An 18,268-nucleotide genomic window follows, 5' to 3' on the forward strand; every position below is an offset into this window, starting at 1 on the left:
GCGCTATCAGCGAACGGCGCTGAGTAGAGCATCGAAAATAGAGGAGGCCGTCTGCAGCACCTGCGCGTTAGCCATGTAGTACTGCTGATAGCGGGTCAGATTACCGTACTCCTCATCGAGGTTAACCCCGGAGACGGACTGCTGCTGGTTGCTCAGCTGCGTCACCACGTTGGTCTGGGTGGTGCTGGTGGTTTTCAGGGTGCTGGTTTTGTTACCCACATCCGCCACCATGCTGGCATAGGCCTGGGTCAGGGTGCTTTTACCGTTGATCACGCCTTTGGTCTGCAGGTCAACCAGCGCCTGGGCATTTTCATTGTTGCTGACACCGTTGGCGCTGCTTGCCGCCGCCAGTTTGGCTTCGTCGGTAATACTGACGCTCATATTGGTAATAACGTTTGCCAGCGGCTTCACGGTAAAGCTGTCTTTTACCGCCGGCGTGCCGTCAACCGTCAGCTTCAGGCCGTCAAAGCTCAGCGTTGCGTTGCCGTCGGCGTCGGTGCCGCTGGCGGCGGTAATGCTGGCGTTATCGCTGAGACGTGTCACCTTCCAGCCATTGTCGCCAAAGGTGACGGTGTAGTTAGACGCCTGCACTTTGCTGCTGTCGGCAATGGCCGCCGTTACCTCAGTAGTGCTGGTATTTTTGGTATTCGACAGCACGCTGGTGCCACCGAAATTGAAGAAGTCTTCACCGACGTCGCCGTTACTGTCAACGCCCGCCTTGTGCTGGGTGTTGAAGCTGTCGCCCAGCGCCAGCGCCAGCTGGCTCACCTGGTTGCGGGTACTGTCAAGATCGCTGCGGAACGCCAGCAGGCCGCCCAGCGAACCGGTGTTGAACTGATTTTCAGGGATCTCGCTGGTGTTGCCGGTTTTAGCGTTGACCGTGGCCAGGGTGATGCGGCCCGGATCGCTGCTGGAAGGCACCGCCGCCAGCTGATAGTAGCTGCTGCCGTTCACCAGCGAGATGCCGTTACCGATTGAGATATTGTAGCTGGTGCCATCCTGCTGGCTGACGGTCACGCCCACCAGGTTGTTCAGTTCGTTGACCAGGCGGTCACGCTGGTCCAGCAGATCGTTCGGATCGCTGCCGGCGCTGGTGTTGGTAAGTTTAGCGATCTGCTGGTTGATATTGGCGATCGATTTCGCGTAGGTGTTGACCTGATCGACCGTAGACGAGATCGAAGTGTTCAGGCTGGTGTCCATATTGCTGAGGTAGGTATTGGTCACCTTAAACTGGTTCACCAGCCCTTCGGCTTTACCCAGCACCGCCTGCCGCGCTGACGGATCGCTGGCGTTACTGACCAGCGTCTGCACCGAGCTGAAGAAGCTCTGGATGCTGCTCGACAGCGTGTTGCTGGTGCTGGAAAGCATATCGTCAATGTTAGAAATCTGGCTGTACTGGGTGGTCAGCGCGCTGTTCTGCGCGCTGGCCGTGCGCAGCTGGGTGGTAATAAACTGGTCATATTCGCGGGAAATCGCCGACACCTTAACGCCGTTGCCGTAATACTGGCCGCCGAGCAGCGTACTGTTACCCTGCGCCAGCACGGTGGTCTGACGGGAATAGCCGGACACGCTGTAGTTACTGATGTTGTTACTGGTGGTGCTTAACGCGGCCTGAGCGGCGCTTAAGCCGGTCATTGCGGTATTAATGATGTTAGACATGTCGGTTCCTTTGTTACCGGCAGCGGCAGTGCCAGCCATGACGAAAACGATGCCGGGAGAGAGCTCATCCGGCCTGTAGCAGTTATCGGTAAAAAGCAGGCAAACTTGAGCGGTTTCTTCAGACTGAAACCGCTGCATAACCGGGTCAGAACAGCTTGCTCAGGTCCTGGCCGTAGGCTTTTACCACCTTGTCACCGATGTGTTTAAACTGCTGGATCATGCCCATCAGCTTCTGGGCATATTTCGGATCGGTGGCGTAGCCGGCGGCCTGCAGCGCCCGTGCGCCCTGCTCCGGTGAAGAGGCGCTGGTCACCGCCGCGTAGCGTGGGTTGTTACTCAGCAGATTGACGTAGTCCTGCAGCGCCTCGGAATAGGAGTCATAGACGCGGAACTTCGCGTTAACCTTCTTCGCCTCACCGTTCTCATACTCGGTGGTCATAATATCGGTGGTCTTACCCTGCCAGCTGCCGCCGGCCTTGATACCGAAGACGTTAAAACTCGGCTTGCCGTCGCGGGTGAGGATCTGCCGCTGCCCCCAGCCTGACTCCAGCGCGGCCTGCGCAAGGATCAGGTGATGCGGGATCCCGCTCTGTGCGCTGGCCTCGCGCGCCGGCTGCGCCAGCTGGGCGATAAAGGCCTGGCCGTCGGGCGTGCCTGGCGTCGGCAGGCGCGGCACCGCACGGCGCACGGTTTGTTCCATCTCCAGCGGCGGCAGCGTGTTGATAAAGCTTTTATCCAGCGGCATCGGCACCGTGCCGGCCTTCTCGTCCGGCGGAGCCTGGGTTGCCATCTGCTTAACGATCACGTCCGCCAGCCCCAGCCCTCTCGCTGCAATCTGCTGGCTGATCTGCTGATCGTAGACCGAGGTGTAGAGTCTGGTCTGGTCGCTGCTCATCAGGCCATCCTGCGGCAGCGCGTCGCGCATGCTTTTCATCATCATCTGCACGAACATCCCTTCCACCTGCTTCGCGACCGCTTTGGCATGGGTTTTCGGGTCGCTGGCGGCCAGCCGCTTCAGGTTGTTTAAGGAGCGGCTGTCCCAGGCCGCATCCGTCATCGACTGCGCGTCACCCATCAGATAATTTCCAGTTTGGCGTGCAGGCAGCCCGCCGACTGCATCGATTGCAGAATCGACATCAGGTCGATCGGCGTGGCGCCCAGCGCGTTCAGCGCGCGTACCACGCTGTTCAGGTTGGCGCTGGCGCTGACGCTCTGCAGCGCGCCGCCGGACTGGCGCATGTCGATCTGCGTCTGCGGCGTCACCACCGTCTGGCCGCCGCCAAACGGCGTATCCGGCTGGCTGACGTTCTGCGTCTGGTTAACGGTGACCGACAGGTTACCCTGCGCAATCGCGCACTGGCTGAGCATCACTTCGCGGTTCATCACCACCGATCCGGTACGCGAGTTGATGATCACCTTCGCGTCCTGAATCGGCACCGAGACGTCGATATTCTGGATGTCGGCCAGCAGGCGCACCTGAGAGGTATTGTTGGCCGTGGTGCGGATCTGCACGGTACGCCCGTCCACCGCCTGCGCCATACCGTAACCGCCGCGGCTGTTAATGGCATCGCTGATGCGCTGCGCCATGCTGAAATCTTCCGCATTCAGGAACAGATTGATGACGTTACTGGTGCCGAAGTTGTTCGGCAACTCCCGCTCAATGGTGGCACCGCCGGTGATGCGGCCGCCGTTAACCTGGTTGACCTGCACGCTGCTGCCGCCGGCCGAAGCCGCCGCGCCGCCCACGAGGATATTCCCCTGCGCAAGCGCATAGACCTGGTTATCGACCCCTTTCAGCGGGGTCATCAGCAGCGTACCGCCGCGCAGGCTTTTGGCGTTACCCATTGAAGAGACCACCACGTCCACCACCTGCCCCTGACGGCCAAAAGCCGGCAGTTTGCCGGTGACCATCACCGCCGCCACGTTTTTCAGCTGCATATTGGTGCCGGCCGGCACGGTGATGCCCAGCTGCGACAGCATGTTGTTCATACTCTGGGTGGTGAACGGCGTCTGGGTGGTCTGGTCACCGGTGCCGTCCAGCCCCACCACCAGGCCATAGCCAATCAGCGAGTTATCACGCACGCCGCCGACGGTGGTCAGATCGCGTATACGGTCCGCCCGGGTCGGTAAACTGAGCGCGGTCAGTACCAGCAGCAGGGCAAATCGACTCAATACATAACGCATGGCTACCTCTTACATCGGTGAAATATTCAGGAAGAACCGCTGCAGCCAGCCCATAGTCTGCGCTTCATTGATGTAGCCGTTACCGACGTACTCAATGCGCGCGTCGGCCACCTGAGTGGAGACCACGCTGTTGCTGCCGCTGATGGTGCGCGGATTGACCACGCCGGAGAAGCGAATAAATTCGGTTCCCTGATTAATCTCAATCTGTTTCTCACCGATCACGTTCAGGTTGCCGTTCGGCAGCACCTGGTTAACGGTAACGGTAATGGTACCGGTAAAGGTGTTATTGGCCGTTGCGCCGCCCTTACCTTCGAAATCATTTTTACCGGCGCCGGCGAAGGTGGTTTTATCTCCACCCAGCAGGCCGCTGAGCGAACTTGGCGTAGCGGTCAGGCCAAAGCTGCTGCTGCCGTTACGACCGGCATTGGCGGTAGAACTCTTACTCGCGCTGACGTTTTCCTGCAGCGTGATGGTTAACGTGTCGCCGATATTACGCGGGCGGCGATCCTCAAACAGCGGCTGGTAGCCGTAGTTCATCGGCATCACGCCCTGAAAAATTGAGCCGTTGACCACCGGAGGAGAAGCCGGCAGCGGCTGCGCCGTGGTTGATCCTTCGACCAGCGGCTTACGTGGCACTAAGGCACACCCGCTCAGCGTCAGCAGCAGCGCGGCGACCATCAGACGTCCAGGCAGTGAAATCGGCATCGCCATGGAAATGAACCTTTTGTTACGAATGATAGAATTACGGGCCGGGCGAACCCGGCACCTGGGACGTGATACTGACCTCGTCCGCTTAGACCTGATTCAGCTTCTGCAACATCTGATCGGAGGTGCTGATCGCCTTACTGTTAATTTCGTAGGCGCGCTGGGTCTGGATCATGCTGACCAGCTCTTCCGCCACGTTAACGTTGGAGGTCTCAACGTAGCCCTGATAGAGCAGCCCGGCACCGTTGTTGCCCGGGTTACTTTCCGTTGGCGCACCGGAGGCCTGGGTTTCCTGATACAGGTTCTCACCCATGCTTTCCAGGCCAGCATTGTTAATGAAGGTGCTCAGCGTCAGCTGACCGACCTGCACCGGGTTGGTTTGCCCCTGCTGGGTCACGCTGACCACGCCGTCGCGGGAGACGGTCATGCTCAGGGCGTTGGCCGGGATGGTGATCGCCGGCTGCACCGGGAAACCACCGTTGGTCACCAGCTGGCCGTTCTGATCGGTCTGGAACGAGCCGTCGCGGGTGTAAGCGATGGTGCCGTCCGGCATCTGCACCGAGAAGAAACCCTGGCCGTTGATCGCCACGTCTTTCGACGATTCGGTCTGCGACAGGTTGCCCTGATTGTGCAGGCGCTCGGTCGCGACCGGACGCACACCGGTACCGATCTGCAGGCCTGAAGGCAGCGTGGTCTGCTCAGAAGACTGCGCGCCTGGCTGACGCATGGTCTGATACATCAGATCTTCAAATACCGCACGCTGGCGTTTAAAGCCGTTGGTGCTGACGTTCGCCAGGTTGTTGGCGATGACGTCCATATTAGTCTGCTGGGCGTCCAGACCGGTTTTAGCAATCCACAAAGAACGGATCATCTGTTATTCCTCTGCTCAGCTCATTGACAGCAGCTGGTTAGCGCGTTGTTCGTTTTCATCGACGCTGGAGATGACTTTCATCTGCATCTCAAAGCGGCGGGCGTTGGCAATCAGGTCCACCATGGTTTCGGTCGGCTTAACGTTGCTGCCTTCCAGCACGCCCGGCATCACTTTGACCGCCGGATCGGCCTGCAGCACCGCGCCGCGCTGTGCCTGAGCGGTCGCGTTAAGGCGGAACAGGCCATCATCACCGCGCACCACTTCACTGCCGGTGGCCTGTACCAGCTTCAGACGTCCGAGCTGGACCGTGGCGTTAGGCGCATCACCCGGGTTCAGCGCGGTAATCGAACCGTCGGCGGCGATGGTGATTTCCGCCCCGTCCGGAACCGCGATTGGACCACCGTCACCCATCACCAGATTGCCCTGCACCGCCAGCTGGCCGGTCGGGGTAATCTGCATGCCGCCGTTGCGGGTATAGGCTTCGCTGCCGTCGGCGGTCTGCACCGCCAGCCAGCCGTCCTGCTGCACCGCCACGTCCAGCGCGCGCTCGGTATAGTCGAGCGGGCCCTGCGACATATCGGCACCGGGCGTTGACGCCGTCACCAGCGTTCGCGTCGGTAGCGACAGGCCTTCGACCGGTACCGCGCGCGCGGCGTTAAGCTGGGCGCGGAACCCCGGCGTTGAGGCGTTTGCCAGGTTACTGGCGGTAACCGCCTGCTGATTGAGAGTCTGGCTGGCAGCCCCCATCGCGGTATAGATAGCGTGATCCATAGGACAATCCTGTTAAGCGAATTAACGCAGGTTAACCATGGTGTTAAGCAGCTGATCCTGAGTTTTGATGGTCTGCGCGTTCGACTGGTAGTTACGCTGCGCGACGATCATATTAGTCAGCTCTTTCGCCAGATCGACGTTAGAGGCTTCCAGTGCGCCAGCGGTCAGCGTACCGAGGTTACCGGTACCGGCCAGACCCACCAGCGCCTGCCCGGAGGAGGCGGTTTCGGACCACAGGTTATCGCCGACTGCCTTCAGGCCTTCAACGTTGGCAAAGTTCGCCAGCAGCACCTGGCCCAGCACCTGGGTTTTTTCGTTGGCGTAGGTACCGACGATGGTACCGTCATCGTTAATGGTATAGCTGGTCAGCGCGCCCGGCTTGTAGCCATCCTGAGTCGGGCTACCGAAGTTACTGGCGACGTTCTGCTGCTGGCTGCCGGTCAGGTTGAAGGTGAAGGTCTGCGGAGCAGAGCCGTTCAGGCTGCCCAGCGACAGGGTCTGCGTGGCCTGGGAAGTCAGCTGACCGTTACTGTTAAAGGTCATAGTAAAGGTGCCCGCCGCCTGACCGGTGGTGGTGTCTACCGCGTTAGCGGTCCAGTTGTTGTCGCTGTTCTTGCCAAAATAGAGGTCAACGGCGTGCTCGTTACCCAGTGAGTCATACACGGTCATCTGGGTGTGGGCGGTAAAGCTGGTCGAATCGTCCGGATCGAACGTGGCGTTGGCCGGGCTCTTATCGGTAGAGTTCAGGTTAGCCACCAGAGCGGCTCGGGTGGTGGCACTGGCAGGCATCGCGGTAGTCGGCACGCTCAGCGCTACCGGATTGGCACCGGTCTGCACGGTCAGCGGGTTGCCGGCCGACGGGTAGCCGGTCAGGAACTGCCCCTGCATGTTAACGATATTACGGTTCTCATCCAGCGTGAACTGGCCGTTGCGGCTGTAGTAAACGCCACCGGCGCTGTCGGCCATGCGGAAGAAACCGCCGTTGCTGATCGCCACGTCCAGACCACGGTTGGTAGTGTTGGTCGAGCCATCACCGAAGTCCTGCACCACGGCAGCAACGCGGGTACCGAGGCCGATTTTTGAGCCGGCAAACATATCGGCAAAAGCCACGCTGCTGGCCTTAAAGCCGGAGGTGGCGGAGTTGGAAATGTTGTTACCGATCACGTCAAGGTTGCTGGATGCCGCGTTTAAGCCGCTGACTGCCTGGGAAAAAGCCATGATGTCGCTCCGAAAATAGGGTTGTTAAATAATCTGACGCACGTTTTCCAGGGTAGTGGTACCCAGGGTGCCGAGATCCAGAACCGCGCCGGTCGACGTCTTGGTCACGCCGCTGACGTAGGCATAGTTAAGCGGCTGCGTAACCAGCTGGCCGTTGCCGTTGCTGGCGGCGATGGTAACGGTATATTTGCCGTCGGCGGCGACGGTGCCCGCGGTGGTTTTACCGTCCCACTGGAAGGTATGCACGCCGGCGCTCATCGCCCCTAAGTCGATGGTCTGCACCACTTCACCGCTGGCGTTGGTGATGGTGGCTTTCGCCGCGGTCGCTGCTTCGCTCAGCTCCACGCCAAACGGCGAGGTGGTGCTGTTGCCGACCAGCACCTGCGAGCCGGCCACCATCACGCCGTGGCCAATCAGGGTGGAAGCCTGCAGCGTCTGGCCGCTGGTAATCTGCCCGGAGATAGAGCCCAGCGTGGTGTTCAGCTTCTCGATCCCGCTCAGGGTGTTGATCTGCGCCAGCTGACTGGTCAGCTGGGCGTTATCCATCGGATTGGTCGGATCCTGGTTTTTCAACTGGGTGACCAGCAGGGTCAGAAAGTTACTCTGAAGATCCGCTGCACTGGTGTCGCTGGAAGAGGACGAACCGATCGTCGTGGTACTCAGCGACTCATTAACGCCTACTGCAATGCCCATCGGTTAACTCCTTATTGGCCCATCGTTAAGGTTTTCAACATCATCTGCTTCACGGTGTTTAACACCTCAACGTTGGCCTGATAGCTGCGCGAGGCCGACATGGTATTTACCGTTTCACCCACCACGTCCACATTAGGCATCTTCACGTAGCCTTTTTCATCGGCCATCGGATTACCCGGCTCGTAAACCAGTTTGGCCGGTGACGGATCGTCAATCACGCTGGCCACGCGTACGCCGCCGGTCGGTGAACCCGGTGCCGCGTTAACCTGAAAGACCACCTGTTTCGCCACGTACGGCTGCCCGTCCGGGCCGGTGACGCTGTCGGCGTTGGCCAGGTTACTGGCGCTGACGTTAAGACGCTGTGACTGCGCCGCCATCGCCGAACCGGCGATATCAAAAATGTTTAACAGTGCCATGCGTTATTGCCCCTGTAGTACCGACATCATGCCTTTGATCTGGCTGCTGATCAGCGTCAGATCCGTCTGGTACTTCAGGCTGTTATCGGCGAATTGTGTACGTTCACGATCCATATCCACCGTGTTGCCATCCAGCGAAGGCTGGTCCGGTACGCGGTACATCAGATCGAGTGAAGGGGGATTGCTGGTTTCCGCAGGAATATGGCGTGCCGACGTCACCGCCAGCGCCAGGCCGGATCCCGGCGCGCGCCCGTTCGCCATCACCTGTTTCAGCTGGCTGGCGAAATCAATATCGCGCGCCTGATAGCCAGGGGTGTCTGCGTTGGCGATATTGGATGCCAGGATCTCCTGCCGCTGTGCACGCAGGTTTAACGCTTCGGTATTAAACCGAAGGGCTGCGTCCAGTTTGTCGAGCATGCGTCCTCCGCTTACTGAGTATTCAGAGTTGACAGCATAATCGCCCGCCGGAAAGCCTATCGTTTGAATAGCGCTAAAAATGGTCGCTAATTTGCGCCTTGACAGGAATGGGTCACGGGTAGAATCAGGTCATTCTTAAAAAGGGGGCTGCCTGTGCAAAAAGTGATACGCATCGTAACCGTTCTGCTGACGCTGCTGGCGGCGACGGCCAGCGCCGGGGACCTCAGCAGCCAGCTGAATCAGTTTTTTAAGGCCCGCTATGGGCAAAGCGGCAGCCCTGCCGATACCCTTAACGTGGCGATCAAAACGCCTGAGAAGCTGTGGCCTGCCTGCGAAAAGCCACAGTTTTCGCTGCCCGGCAACGGCCGGATGTGGGGAAATATGAGCGTGGCGGCCAACTGTGACCGTGACCGGCGCTACATTCAGGTGCAGGTGCAGGTCACCGGAAGCTATGTGGTCGCCGCCCGCGCGGTCCAGCGTGGCACCCCGCTGACCGCCGGCGACCTGCGGCTGATGCGCGGCCGGCTGGACACCCTGCCCGCCCGAACGTTGCTGGATCTGCAGCAGGGCGTTGAGGCGATTGCCCTGCGCGACCTGGTCCCCGGGCAGCCGGTAACGCAGATGATGATGCGTCAGCCGTGGCGGGTCAAAGCCGGGCAGACGGTCAGGGTGGTGGCCAGCGGCGACGGGTTTAACATCACCAACGAGGGCAAGGCGATGAATAACGCCACCGTGGCGCAGAACGTGCGGGTGCGCCTGAGCTCAGGACAGATCGTCAGCGGTCCGGTGGGTTCCGATGGGAATGTTCTGATCTCGTTATAAACCATTAAAGAAATCTTCCGCTCTGCCGATAGTCTGGATAGCAGACGTAGTACTATAGCCAAAATAAATTCAGTCTCTTCGGCCCGGTAGCCCGGCACGCTTTTTCAGCGTACCCCGCCACCCTGGCTGATGTTTCCAGGAGCCAGACTATGAGCATCGACAGAACCCAGGCACTGAACGCGGCCAGCACGGTACAGACGCGCGATACCAATGATGTCGTGCCGCCAAAAGCCCGCCAGACGGCCGGGAAAAGTACCGACACCGCAGCCTCTCAGGTGATGCTGAGCGGCGCACAGTCACAGCTGACTAAAGCCAGCGCGCAGGATATCAACACCGCGCGCGTGGAGCAGTTAAAAACAGCAATCCGTAACGGCGAACTGAAAATGGACACCGGCAAAATTGCCGATGCGCTGATTCAGGAAGCTAAAGACGCTCTTCAGGGTAATTAATGAATGGATAAGCTACTGAACACACTGGATAAAATGCTGGAAGTGTTGGCATCGCTGGCTGAAGTGATGGAAGCAGAACAGCAACAGCTTTCGGCAGGTCAGGTTGACAGTAGTTTATTACAGCGCATCACCGAAGATAAAAACTCGCTGCTCGGCACGCTGAATTTTATTGAAGAGATGCGCCGCGAGGCGGAAAAAACCAGCGCGCTGCATGTGCCCTACAGCCGCTACCCTGAGCTGGCCCGCCGCTGGGCGGCGATTCAGGATCAGACCGTGAAACTGCGCGACGTCAACCTGCATAATGGCATGCTGCTGAATCATCAGATGACGCACACCGAGCAGGCGCTGGAGATGCTGAAGCCGCATCAGTCGCAGAAGTTCTACGGGCCGGATGGCCAGGCGCGTCAGGGCGGGTTCCTCAGCCGCAAAGCCTGATGCTCTCCGCACCGCCCCCACCCTGCCACGCACTGCGTCGCGGGGTTTTCGCTTTTCCGTCACGCGTGTAACCGGGAGTGCGTCAGCGCCGGTTTATCGTGCGGGCGGCGGGCGCCCGCACAATCCTTACGCTACGGTGCGCCGGGCAAAGTCACGTACGCGGAAGCCGAGTAAAGCCAGCGCGGCAAAATAGACCCCGCCGCCCACCGCGCAAACCGCCGCCAGCCGCAGCAGCCGTTCAGCCATATTCCCCGTCGCCCATTCCGGCATCAGCGCCAGCACGCCAAACAGCGCCGCCGCCATCAGGATCACCGCCACCAGCAGGCGCAGCAGGAAACCGGCCCAGCCCGGCTGCGGCTGGAAAATATCCTGTTTGCGCAGCTGCCAGTAGAGCAGCGCCGCGTTCAGGCAGGCACCCAGGCCAATCGACAGCGACAGCCCGGCATGCTTCAGCGGGCCGATAAACGCCAGGTTCATCAGCTGGGTCATCAGCAGCGTAAACATGGCGATGCGCACCGGCGTTTTAATGTTCTGGCGGGAGTAGAAACCGGGAGCCAGCACTTTCACCACGATCAACCCCATCAGTCCCACCGAGTAGGCCACCAGCGCACGCTGGGTCATTGAGGCGTCAAAGGCGGTAAACTTGCCGTACTGGAACAGCGCCACGGTCAGCGGTTCGGCCAGGATCCCCAGCGCCACCGCGCAGGGCAGCGCCAGCAGGAAACAGAGCCGCAGCCCCCAGTCCATCAGCCGTGAGTACTCAACCTGATTGCCGCTGGCAAAGCTTTTCGCCAGCGACGGCAGCAGAATGGTGCCCAGCGCCACGCCCAGCACCCCGGACGGAAACTCCATCAGCCGATCGGCGTAATACATCCACGACACCGAGCCGGAGACGAGGAACGAGGCAAAGATGGTGTTGATGATCAGCGAGATCTGGCTGACCGACACGCCGAGAATTGCCGGGCCCATCTGACGCATAACTCGCCAGACCCCGGCGTCCTTCATGTTCAGCCGCGGCAGCACCAGCATGCCAATCTTGCGCAGGTGCGGCAGCTGATAGCCCAGCTGCAGTACCCCGCCCGCTACCACCGCCCAGGCCAGCGCCAGCACCGGCGGGTTAAAGTGCGGCGCGGCAAACAGCGCGAAGCCGATCATACTGACGTTCAGCAGCGTCGGCGCAAACGCCGGCACCGAGAAGCGGTTCCAGGTGTTAAGGATTGCCCCGGCCAGCGAGGCCAGCGAAATCAGCATGATATAGGGGAAAGTGATGCGCAGCAGCGAGGAGGTTAGCGCAAACTTGTCGGCGGTATCGGTAAAGCCGGGCGCGGTGACCATGATCACCCACGGGGCGGCCAGCATGCCAAGCACGGTGACGATCGCCAGCGCCAGGGTCAGCAGGCCGGAGACGTAGGCGACGAACACCCGGGTGGCGTCATCGCCCTGCTTACTTTTATATTCGGCAAGGATCGGGACAAAGGCCTGCGAAAAAGCCCCTTCGGCAAAAATACGCCGCAGCAGGTTCGGCAGCTTAAAGGCGACAAAAAAGGCGTCGGTTGCCATGCCGGCACCAAACACGCGGGCGACAATCGCGTCACGGGCAAAGCCGAGCACGCGCGAGAACAGGGTCATTGAGCTGACCGCTGCCAGAGATTTCAACAGGTTCATGGGTTTCCTGACTGACGTGCCGGAGAGGGGGTCATCCCTCTCCGGCCGATCGACCGGTTCAGCACGGGCGGCGAGTGACGCGGCGGCCCCGGCACAAACCGGCCTGCATTAAGGTGAGCATAGTGTACTGATGTGCAACGAAATAACCACCGCCGTTTGTTACCGTTTTTATCGGTACCGCCACCGTCCGGGCCGTTACTCGCGCTGCGCCTCGTGCCACAGCCGTTCGACAATGCGCTGCGCCATCAGCGCCTGTTCACCGCTGACGCTGGGGGCGGTCTGGTTTTCGGCACAGCGGATAAAGTGGTGCGCCGCGCCGACAAAGCCACGCTGCTCCAGGGTCGTCTGCCAGCCCGGGATCGGGTCAATAGTCACTTTCCCGCCCCGTTCCTGCTGCCAGTCGCGCATATCGCTGACCTGGTAAACCGCACCGTCATCAATAGCGCTAACGCGTTCGGCCTGACTGCCGGCGCGGCGGTGCATGCTGGTGGTCACCTGCACGCCGCCGGCGCGAAAGTGATGTTCGGCATACAACAGGTGGCCGTCGTCGTTGGTCTGCAGCGTGCCGCTCTGCGCCACGCCTGGCGCGCCGGCCAGCCACAGCGCGCTGTCGACCACGTGCAGATAATCATCCAGCAGGGTAAAACCGGCGTCGCGCGGGCCGACGCTGTCGCTGCGGTGTTTATCCATGCGCAGCGAGGCGGGCTGCACCAGTGCCGCCTGCAGCTGCAAATAGCGCGGGGCAAAGCGGCGGTTAAACGCCACCATCAGCCTGCGGCCGCGTGCGGCGGCCAGCTCTACCAGCTGTTCCGCTTCGCGCAGCGTGGCGGCCAGCGGCTTATCGACGCAGACGTCTTTGCCCGCGCGCAGCAGCCGATCGACGATGGCGAAGTGCGTGGCGGTGCTGCTGTGCACGAACACCGCATCACAGGCTGATGCCAGCGCGTCCAGCGAGGAGAACAGCGGAATGCGATAGCTGTCGCAAACCGGCCGCGCCTTCTGCTGGTTGGGGGAGAAGGCACCGGCCACCTCCCAGCCGTCGGTGCAGGTGACCACCGGCAGCCAGGCCTTTTGCGCAATCCCCCCCAGCCCGACGATGCCAACTCTCAGCTTACTCATCGTCCTGCTCCTGATTGCCGGTCAGCCGCGCCAGCTGCTGTTGTAACGCCGCCACCTGCTGCTCCAGCTGGCTGACCCGGTCGGCGAGGCTCGCCCCACCGGCTGACAACGCCGCCGGGGTGTCAGTGTCGTTTTCGGCGGCGGCGTCCACCTCGCCGCTGAACAGATGCATAAAGCGGCTCTCGCGTTTGCCCGGCTCGCGGGCCAGACGCACCACCAGCGCGCCCGACTCACGCGTCGCCAGCTGCGCCAGCGCCTGCTCCACCTCGGCCATATCGGCAAAGTCATGGATACGCTGGCAGCGGGTACGCAGCTCCCCCGGCGTCTGCGCGCCGCGCAGCAGCAGGGTGGCGACCAGCGCCACCTCGCCCGGGCTCAGCTTCAGCTGACCAAACTCGGAGTTACAGAAGCGCTGCTCGTACTTCATTACCCGGCTGCCAAATCCGCTGAGCCCGGTAACCTGGTGTTTTTTTACCAGCAGATCGAGGGTGTTCTGCACCTCGCCTTCGCTGAGCGCCATTACCGGTTCGCGATTCGACTTCTGATTACAGGCCGTTACTACCGCGTTCAGCGACATCGGGTACTGATCCGGGGTGGTCACCTGCTTTTCCAGCAGGCAGCCAATCACCCGCGCTTCGTGCGCGGACAGCGGATTTTTGATCATCAGGGTTATACTCCACGCCGCTCCGGCGTCCAGTCAGGGGTGGTCAGCGCCGTCAGGACGTGATCCTGCCAGCGTCCGTCAATCATCAGGTAGTTCTTCGCATAGCCTTCTTTCTCAAACCCGAGCCGGGCCAGCAGGTCGCCGCTGCGCTGATTGTGCGGCATATAGTTGGCCATAATGCGGTGCATGCGCTGCTGGCGCTGCATATAGCGGATCGCCGCCTGCAGCGCTTCAAACATCATCCCCTGCCCCTGCCACTTCTCGCCCAGCGAATAGCCGAGGTAGCAGGCGTGGAACGATCCGCGCAGCACGTTGCTGAAGTTGGCCACGCCGCGCACTTCATTTTCGTCCGGATCCATCACCGCAAAATAGTAGGCGCTGCCCTGCTTCTGCAGATCGCTAATCAGCCCGAGACGCGCCTGCCAGCCGGAGGGATAGCAGTGGCTGTCGTCGCGGATCGGTTCCCAGGGTTTCAGGTACTGACGGTTTTCCGCATAGTAATCGGCCAGCCGCCAGGCATCGCGCTCATGGACCAGGCGGACCACCAGACGATCGGTGGTCAGCCGCACTTTCGGGGCAGCGGTTCGATAGCCAAACATCGTTTCTCCTGAAATCGGTGGCCGGAATAGCGGTGATAACGCTTACTATACCTGCCAGGCGGATTGGCGGTAAAACACTGACGAACAAAATAATGATGATGCAATCATAAAACCACTGAAAACGGCTCACGACAGCTAAAATAGGTTACCGCCCTCGGCTGGCAGCGACACCGTCTTTCCGCTAAAGTTTGCCCTCTCCCCTGTTCTCTTCCATACTTTGCGAATATATTCAGCCAATTAATTGTCACACTGACGCTAAAAAGGAGACGATATTGAAACTCTATATCTACGATCACTGTCCGTTCTGTGTGAAGGCACGCATGATTTTCGGCCTGAAAAATCTGCCGCTTGAGCTGGTGGTGATGCTCAACGATGACGAAGAGACGCCGATCCGCATGATCGGCCAGAAGATGGCCCCGATCCTGGTGAAGCAGGACGGCAGCTTTATGCCGGAGAGCCTGGATATCGTCGGGTATGTCGATAATCTGGACCACCAGCCGCTGCTGACCGGCCCGCTTAATCCGGCCATCGGTGACTGGCTGCGCCATATTCACACCTACGTCAGCAAGCTGCTCTACCCGCGCGTGGCCGAAGCGCCGTTCGCCGAGTTTGCCACCCCGCAGGCGCGCAGCTATTTCAAAAACAAAAAGCAGCAGGTGGCCGGTGATTTCGAGGAGCTGAAAAAGCACTCTGCCGGTTTGATTAAGAACGTCAACGACGACCTGCGCAAGCTGGATAAGCTGATCGTTCAGCCAAATGCGGTCAACGGCGAGCTTTCGCTGGATGATATCCACCTGTTCCCGCTGCTGCGTTCGCTGTCGCTGGTGGCCGGCATTGAGTACCCGAGCCGCGTCGCCGCCTACCGCGACAATATGGCGAAACAGACGCAGATTAACCTGCTCAGCTCGGTCGCCGTCTGACCCTGTGGCGAACCGGCAACGGCCGGTTCGCCTCTTCTCCGGCGCTTTCCCTGCCGCAACGTCGTCCTGCTCTTCAGCCCGCGCTTATGTGCTCCTGCCCCTGTGCCTGATCCCCTGTGCATCTGCCTGTGCTCCCGGTCCTCTTGCCTGATCTCTGCGTCTCTGTCCTGCCAGCCGCTTCTGATTCAGCCCCGGCACAGACACGCCCGTGCGCTGCCCCTCCCCCGAACCATTCGGCGTTGTCCTGGTGACGCGGGCCGTGAACTGTTGCATGCTGTGGCATCGCGGCAGGATGCGCCGTTTGACTCACGAGGAAGAAGAGCATGAAGAAACCCTTTTTAGCCGCCGCGGCCCTGCTGCTGGCCGGCCTGATCGCCGGCTGCAGCCAGATTGCCAGCTACAGTATCAGCGAGCAGGAGATTAACCAGGCGCTGGCGAAACATAACAATTACGAAAAACAGCTCGGGGTGCCCGGGCTGGTGGACGCGCATATTGTGCTGAACGATCTCAGCAGCCAGATCGGCCGCGAAGAGCCCAACAAGGTGACGCTGAACGGCACCGCAAAGGTCAATATCAGCTCGCTGTTCGGCCCGCAGCAGGCGGAGATGAAGCTGAAAATGAAAGCCCAGCCGGTGTTTGACCAGCCGCAGGGCGCGATCTATCTGAAGGATATGGAGCTGGTGGAGGTGCAGGTGCAGCCGGAGAAGATGCAGGGGGTGCTGAAAACCCTGACGCCGTATCTTAACCAGTCGCTGAAAGACTACTTCAACCAGAAGCCCGCCTATCTGCTGAGCAGCGATCGCAGCAAGGCGGAATCACTGGCGAAACGCTTCGCCAAAGGGCTGGAAGTCAAGCCGGGTGAGCTGGTTATTCCGTTTACCGATTAATCGTTGCCGTCAGATAGCCAGGATACTCGCGATTTGCATCAAAATCGCCTGTGCCCGCGCCACCTGCTGGTGGCGCACCACGCATATCGCGCTCAGCGCGCTCCGTCATACGGGCAATAATTCCGCTCGCGGCCTGATAAAGCAGATGCAATTAGCACGGTTTATCCCTATGCTTAGACCCCGGCCAAAACCTGCCATCTCTTCAACTTTTGCCGGAGCACATCGCATGACCGCACAACCCCAGCAGTTAGTTATTCGCCGCCCAGACGACTGGCATATCCATTTGCGTGACGGAGAGATGCTGGAGGCGGTAGTGCCCTTTACCAGTGAGGTCTGTGGCCGGGCGATCGTGATGCCAAACCTGGTACCGCCGGTGACCAGCGTGGCCGCTGCCCGTGCTTACCGTGAACGTATTCAGGCCGCCGTACCGGCCGGGCACCGCTTTACCCCGCTGATGACCTGCTACCTGACCGACGGGCTGGATCCGAACGAGATCGAAAGCGGCTTCCGCGAAGGCGTGTTTACCGCCGCCAAACTCTACCCGGCGCATGCCACCACCAACTCGGCGCACGGCGTCACCAGCATTGCCGCCATTGCCCCGGTGCTGGAGCGCATGCAGAACATCGGCATGCCGCTGCTGATCCACGGCGAAGTGACCGATGCCCACATCGATATTTTCGATCGCGAAGCCCGTTTTATTGAAACGGTGCTGGAACCGCTGCGTAAGCAGTTCCCGGGGCTTAAGGTGGTGTGTGAACATATCACCACCAAAGAGGCGGCGGCCTACGTGCTGGAGGGCAATGAGCTGCTGGCGGCCACCATCACCCCGCAACATTTACTGTTCAACCGCAACCATATGCTGGTCGGCGGTATTCGCCCGCACCTTTACTGCCTGCCGATCCTGAAGCGCAACGTGCACCAGGAGGCGCTACGGGCCGCCGTGGCCAGCGGCCATAACCGTTTCTTCCTCGGTACCGATACCGCCCCGCACACCCGTGACCGCAAAGAGGCCTGCTGCGGCTGCGCCGGGGTGTTTAACGCGCCGTCGATGCTGGCCGCCTACGCTACGGTGTTTGAAGAGATCGGCGCGCTGGCACACTTCGAAGCCTTTACCTCAGAGAACGGCCCGGCGTTTTATGGCCTGCCGCTGAATGAAGGCACGGTGACGCTGGTGCGTGAGCCGTGGACGGTAGCAGAGAGCGTGGCGGTGGGCAGCGACGGCCATACGCTGGTGCCATTCCTCGCCGGTGAAACCCTGAACTGGCGCGTGCAGGCATAATTCCCGGTGCTATCCGCCGCCGGCTCCCTGCCGGCGGCGGAAAATATTTATGCCTGCTCATTGCTTTCGTGAAAAATACTGTATACATTCACAGTATATTAACCGGAGGCTCTCATGCGTGTTGAAGTCACTGTAGCAAAAACCACCTCACTCCCCGCCGGCGCGCTTGATGCCCTGACGCAGGAGCTCAGCAAACGTATCGATCGCCATTTTCCCGACGGCCATAATACCGTATCGGTTCGCTATGCCAGCGCCAGTAACCTGACGGTAATGGGTGGCGGCAAAGAAGCCAAAGATCAGATTAGCGATATTTTGCAGGAGACCTGGGAGAGCGCCGACGACTGGTTTATTCCCTGACTTGATCTGACCGCGCACGCCGTTTGCCTGCCGCGTCCCCCCGTTTTACCGTTGTGCCATTTTGCCGGGTGTCGCCATCCGGCTTTTTTACCTTCTGCTGACGCCTTGCCCTCTGGACGCCGCCCGAATAATCTCTTA

General features: G+C 60.3%; 21 protein-coding genes. 7 read left to right on the forward strand and 14 right to left on the reverse strand.

The window, feature by feature from the left end; all coding sequences use genetic code 11:
- Positions 1 to 6: 6 nt before the first annotated feature.
- From flgK to flgB, 10 genes are all read right to left on the reverse strand, one after another.
- Positions 7 to 1,659 carry a flagellar hook-associated protein FlgK gene (gene flgK / locus GKQ23_RS15465; RefSeq protein WP_212408746.1) on the reverse strand — a complete coding sequence of 551 codons (1,653 nt, stop codon included), beginning with the start codon at positions 1,657 to 1,659 and terminating at the stop codon, positions 7 to 9.
- A 145-nt stretch (positions 1,660 to 1,804) separates the two neighbouring features.
- Positions 1,805 to 2,734, reverse strand: coding sequence for a flagellar assembly peptidoglycan hydrolase FlgJ (gene flgJ, locus GKQ23_RS15470; RefSeq protein ID WP_101505562.1), 930 nt, complete (start codon positions 2,732 to 2,734; stop codon positions 1,805 to 1,807).
- Complete coding sequence (locus GKQ23_RS15475) at positions 2,734 to 3,843, reverse strand: flagellar basal body P-ring protein FlgI (RefSeq protein WP_212408747.1); 1,110 nt, start codon at positions 3,841 to 3,843, stop codon at positions 2,734 to 2,736. Before GKQ23_RS15475 ends, flgJ begins: the two co-directional genes overlap by 1 nt.
- A gap of 9 nt (positions 3,844 to 3,852) precedes the next feature.
- Complete coding sequence (locus GKQ23_RS15480) at positions 3,853 to 4,554, reverse strand: flagellar basal body L-ring protein FlgH (RefSeq protein ID WP_056236614.1); 702 nt, start codon at positions 4,552 to 4,554, stop codon at positions 3,853 to 3,855.
- An 82-nt stretch (positions 4,555 to 4,636) separates the two neighbouring features.
- Positions 4,637 to 5,419, reverse strand: coding sequence for a flagellar basal-body rod protein FlgG (gene flgG / locus GKQ23_RS15485; protein WP_056236616.1), 783 nt, complete (start codon positions 5,417 to 5,419; stop codon positions 4,637 to 4,639).
- A 15-nt stretch (positions 5,420 to 5,434) separates the two neighbouring features.
- Positions 5,435 to 6,190: a flagellar basal body rod protein FlgF gene (locus GKQ23_RS15490; protein ID WP_056236618.1), complete on the reverse strand. Its 756-nt coding sequence runs from the start codon at positions 6,188 to 6,190 to the stop codon at positions 5,435 to 5,437.
- Between the two features lie 21 nt (positions 6,191 to 6,211).
- Positions 6,212 to 7,408: a flagellar hook protein FlgE gene (gene flgE / locus GKQ23_RS15495; RefSeq protein WP_056236620.1), complete on the reverse strand. Its 1,197-nt coding sequence runs from the start codon at positions 7,406 to 7,408 to the stop codon at positions 6,212 to 6,214.
- A gap of 24 nt (positions 7,409 to 7,432) precedes the next feature.
- Positions 7,433 to 8,101: a flagellar hook assembly protein FlgD gene (gene flgD, locus GKQ23_RS15500; RefSeq protein ID WP_056236622.1), complete on the reverse strand. Its 669-nt coding sequence runs from the start codon at positions 8,099 to 8,101 to the stop codon at positions 7,433 to 7,435.
- A gap of 11 nt (positions 8,102 to 8,112) precedes the next feature.
- Positions 8,113 to 8,517, reverse strand: a complete 405-nt coding sequence (gene flgC, locus GKQ23_RS15505) for a flagellar basal body rod protein FlgC (RefSeq protein WP_056236623.1) — start codon at positions 8,515 to 8,517, stop codon at positions 8,113 to 8,115.
- A 3-nt stretch (positions 8,518 to 8,520) separates the two neighbouring features.
- Positions 8,521 to 8,934, reverse strand: coding sequence for a flagellar basal body rod protein FlgB (flgB, locus tag GKQ23_RS15510; protein ID WP_056236625.1), 414 nt, complete (start codon positions 8,932 to 8,934; stop codon positions 8,521 to 8,523).
- 153 nt (positions 8,935 to 9,087) lie between these two features.
- On the opposite strand from flgB, the gene flgA reads away from it, so the two are divergent.
- The 3 genes from flgA (at position 9,088) to flgN (ending at position 10,640) form a co-directional block, all read left to right on the forward strand.
- The gene (gene flgA / locus GKQ23_RS15515) at positions 9,088 to 9,756 is read left to right on the forward strand and encodes a flagellar basal body P-ring formation chaperone FlgA (protein ID WP_212408749.1); all 669 of its coding nucleotides are present in this window, start codon (positions 9,088 to 9,090) and stop codon (positions 9,754 to 9,756) included.
- A gap of 149 nt (positions 9,757 to 9,905) precedes the next feature.
- Positions 9,906 to 10,205, forward strand: a complete 300-nt coding sequence (gene flgM / locus GKQ23_RS15520; RefSeq protein ID WP_056236629.1) for a flagellar biosynthesis anti-sigma factor FlgM — start codon at positions 9,906 to 9,908, stop codon at positions 10,203 to 10,205.
- Positions 10,206 to 10,208: 3 nt separating this feature from the next.
- Complete coding sequence (flgN, locus tag GKQ23_RS15525; protein WP_056236632.1) at positions 10,209 to 10,640, forward strand: flagellar export chaperone FlgN; 432 nt, start codon at positions 10,209 to 10,211, stop codon at positions 10,638 to 10,640.
- Between the two features lie 126 nt (positions 10,641 to 10,766).
- Here flgN and murJ read toward each other — a convergent pair whose 3' ends face one another.
- From murJ to rimJ, 4 genes are all read right to left on the reverse strand, one after another.
- A complete protein-coding gene (murJ, locus tag GKQ23_RS15530) occupies positions 10,767 to 12,305 on the reverse strand; it encodes a murein biosynthesis integral membrane protein MurJ (RefSeq protein ID WP_056236634.1) in 1,539 nt (512 codons plus the stop codon).
- Between the two features lie 195 nt (positions 12,306 to 12,500).
- Entirely contained in the window at positions 12,501 to 13,424 is a 924-nt protein-coding gene (locus GKQ23_RS15535; RefSeq protein ID WP_056236635.1) for a Gfo/Idh/MocA family protein, read from the reverse strand.
- Positions 13,417 to 14,085 (reverse strand): DUF480 domain-containing protein, encoded by a 669-nt coding sequence (locus tag GKQ23_RS15540; protein WP_212411850.1) that lies wholly within the window; start codon positions 14,083 to 14,085, stop codon positions 13,417 to 13,419. The genes GKQ23_RS15535 and GKQ23_RS15540 overlap by 8 nt, the downstream gene beginning before the upstream one ends.
- Before the next feature lie 8 nt (positions 14,086 to 14,093).
- A complete protein-coding gene (rimJ, locus tag GKQ23_RS15545) occupies positions 14,094 to 14,687 on the reverse strand; it encodes a ribosomal protein S5-alanine N-acetyltransferase (protein ID WP_212408751.1) in 594 nt (197 codons plus the stop codon).
- Between the two features lie 272 nt (positions 14,688 to 14,959).
- Between rimJ and grxB the strand changes: the two genes are divergently transcribed.
- The 4 genes from grxB to dinI all read left to right on the forward strand — a co-directional run bounded on the left by grxB (position 14,960) and on the right by dinI (position 18,130).
- Positions 14,960 to 15,607 (forward strand): glutaredoxin 2, encoded by a 648-nt coding sequence (gene grxB / locus GKQ23_RS15550; RefSeq protein ID WP_212408752.1) that lies wholly within the window; start codon positions 14,960 to 14,962, stop codon positions 15,605 to 15,607.
- Between the two features lie 323 nt (positions 15,608 to 15,930).
- On the forward strand, positions 15,931 to 16,494 hold the full coding sequence (locus GKQ23_RS15555; protein WP_056236641.1) for a lipoprotein: 564 nt from the start codon (positions 15,931 to 15,933) through the stop codon (positions 16,492 to 16,494).
- 226 nt (positions 16,495 to 16,720) lie between these two features.
- The gene (gene pyrC / locus GKQ23_RS15560) at positions 16,721 to 17,773 is read left to right on the forward strand and encodes a dihydroorotase (RefSeq protein ID WP_212408753.1); all 1,053 of its coding nucleotides are present in this window, start codon (positions 16,721 to 16,723) and stop codon (positions 17,771 to 17,773) included.
- Positions 17,774 to 17,887: 114 nt separating this feature from the next.
- Complete coding sequence (gene dinI / locus GKQ23_RS15565) at positions 17,888 to 18,130, forward strand: DNA damage-inducible protein I (protein WP_056236643.1); 243 nt, start codon at positions 17,888 to 17,890, stop codon at positions 18,128 to 18,130.
- Positions 18,131 to 18,268 lie beyond the last annotated feature (138 nt).

The organism is Erwinia sp. E602 (genome assembly GCF_018141005.1).
GTDB lineage: Bacteria > Pseudomonadota > Gammaproteobacteria > Enterobacterales > Enterobacteriaceae > Erwinia.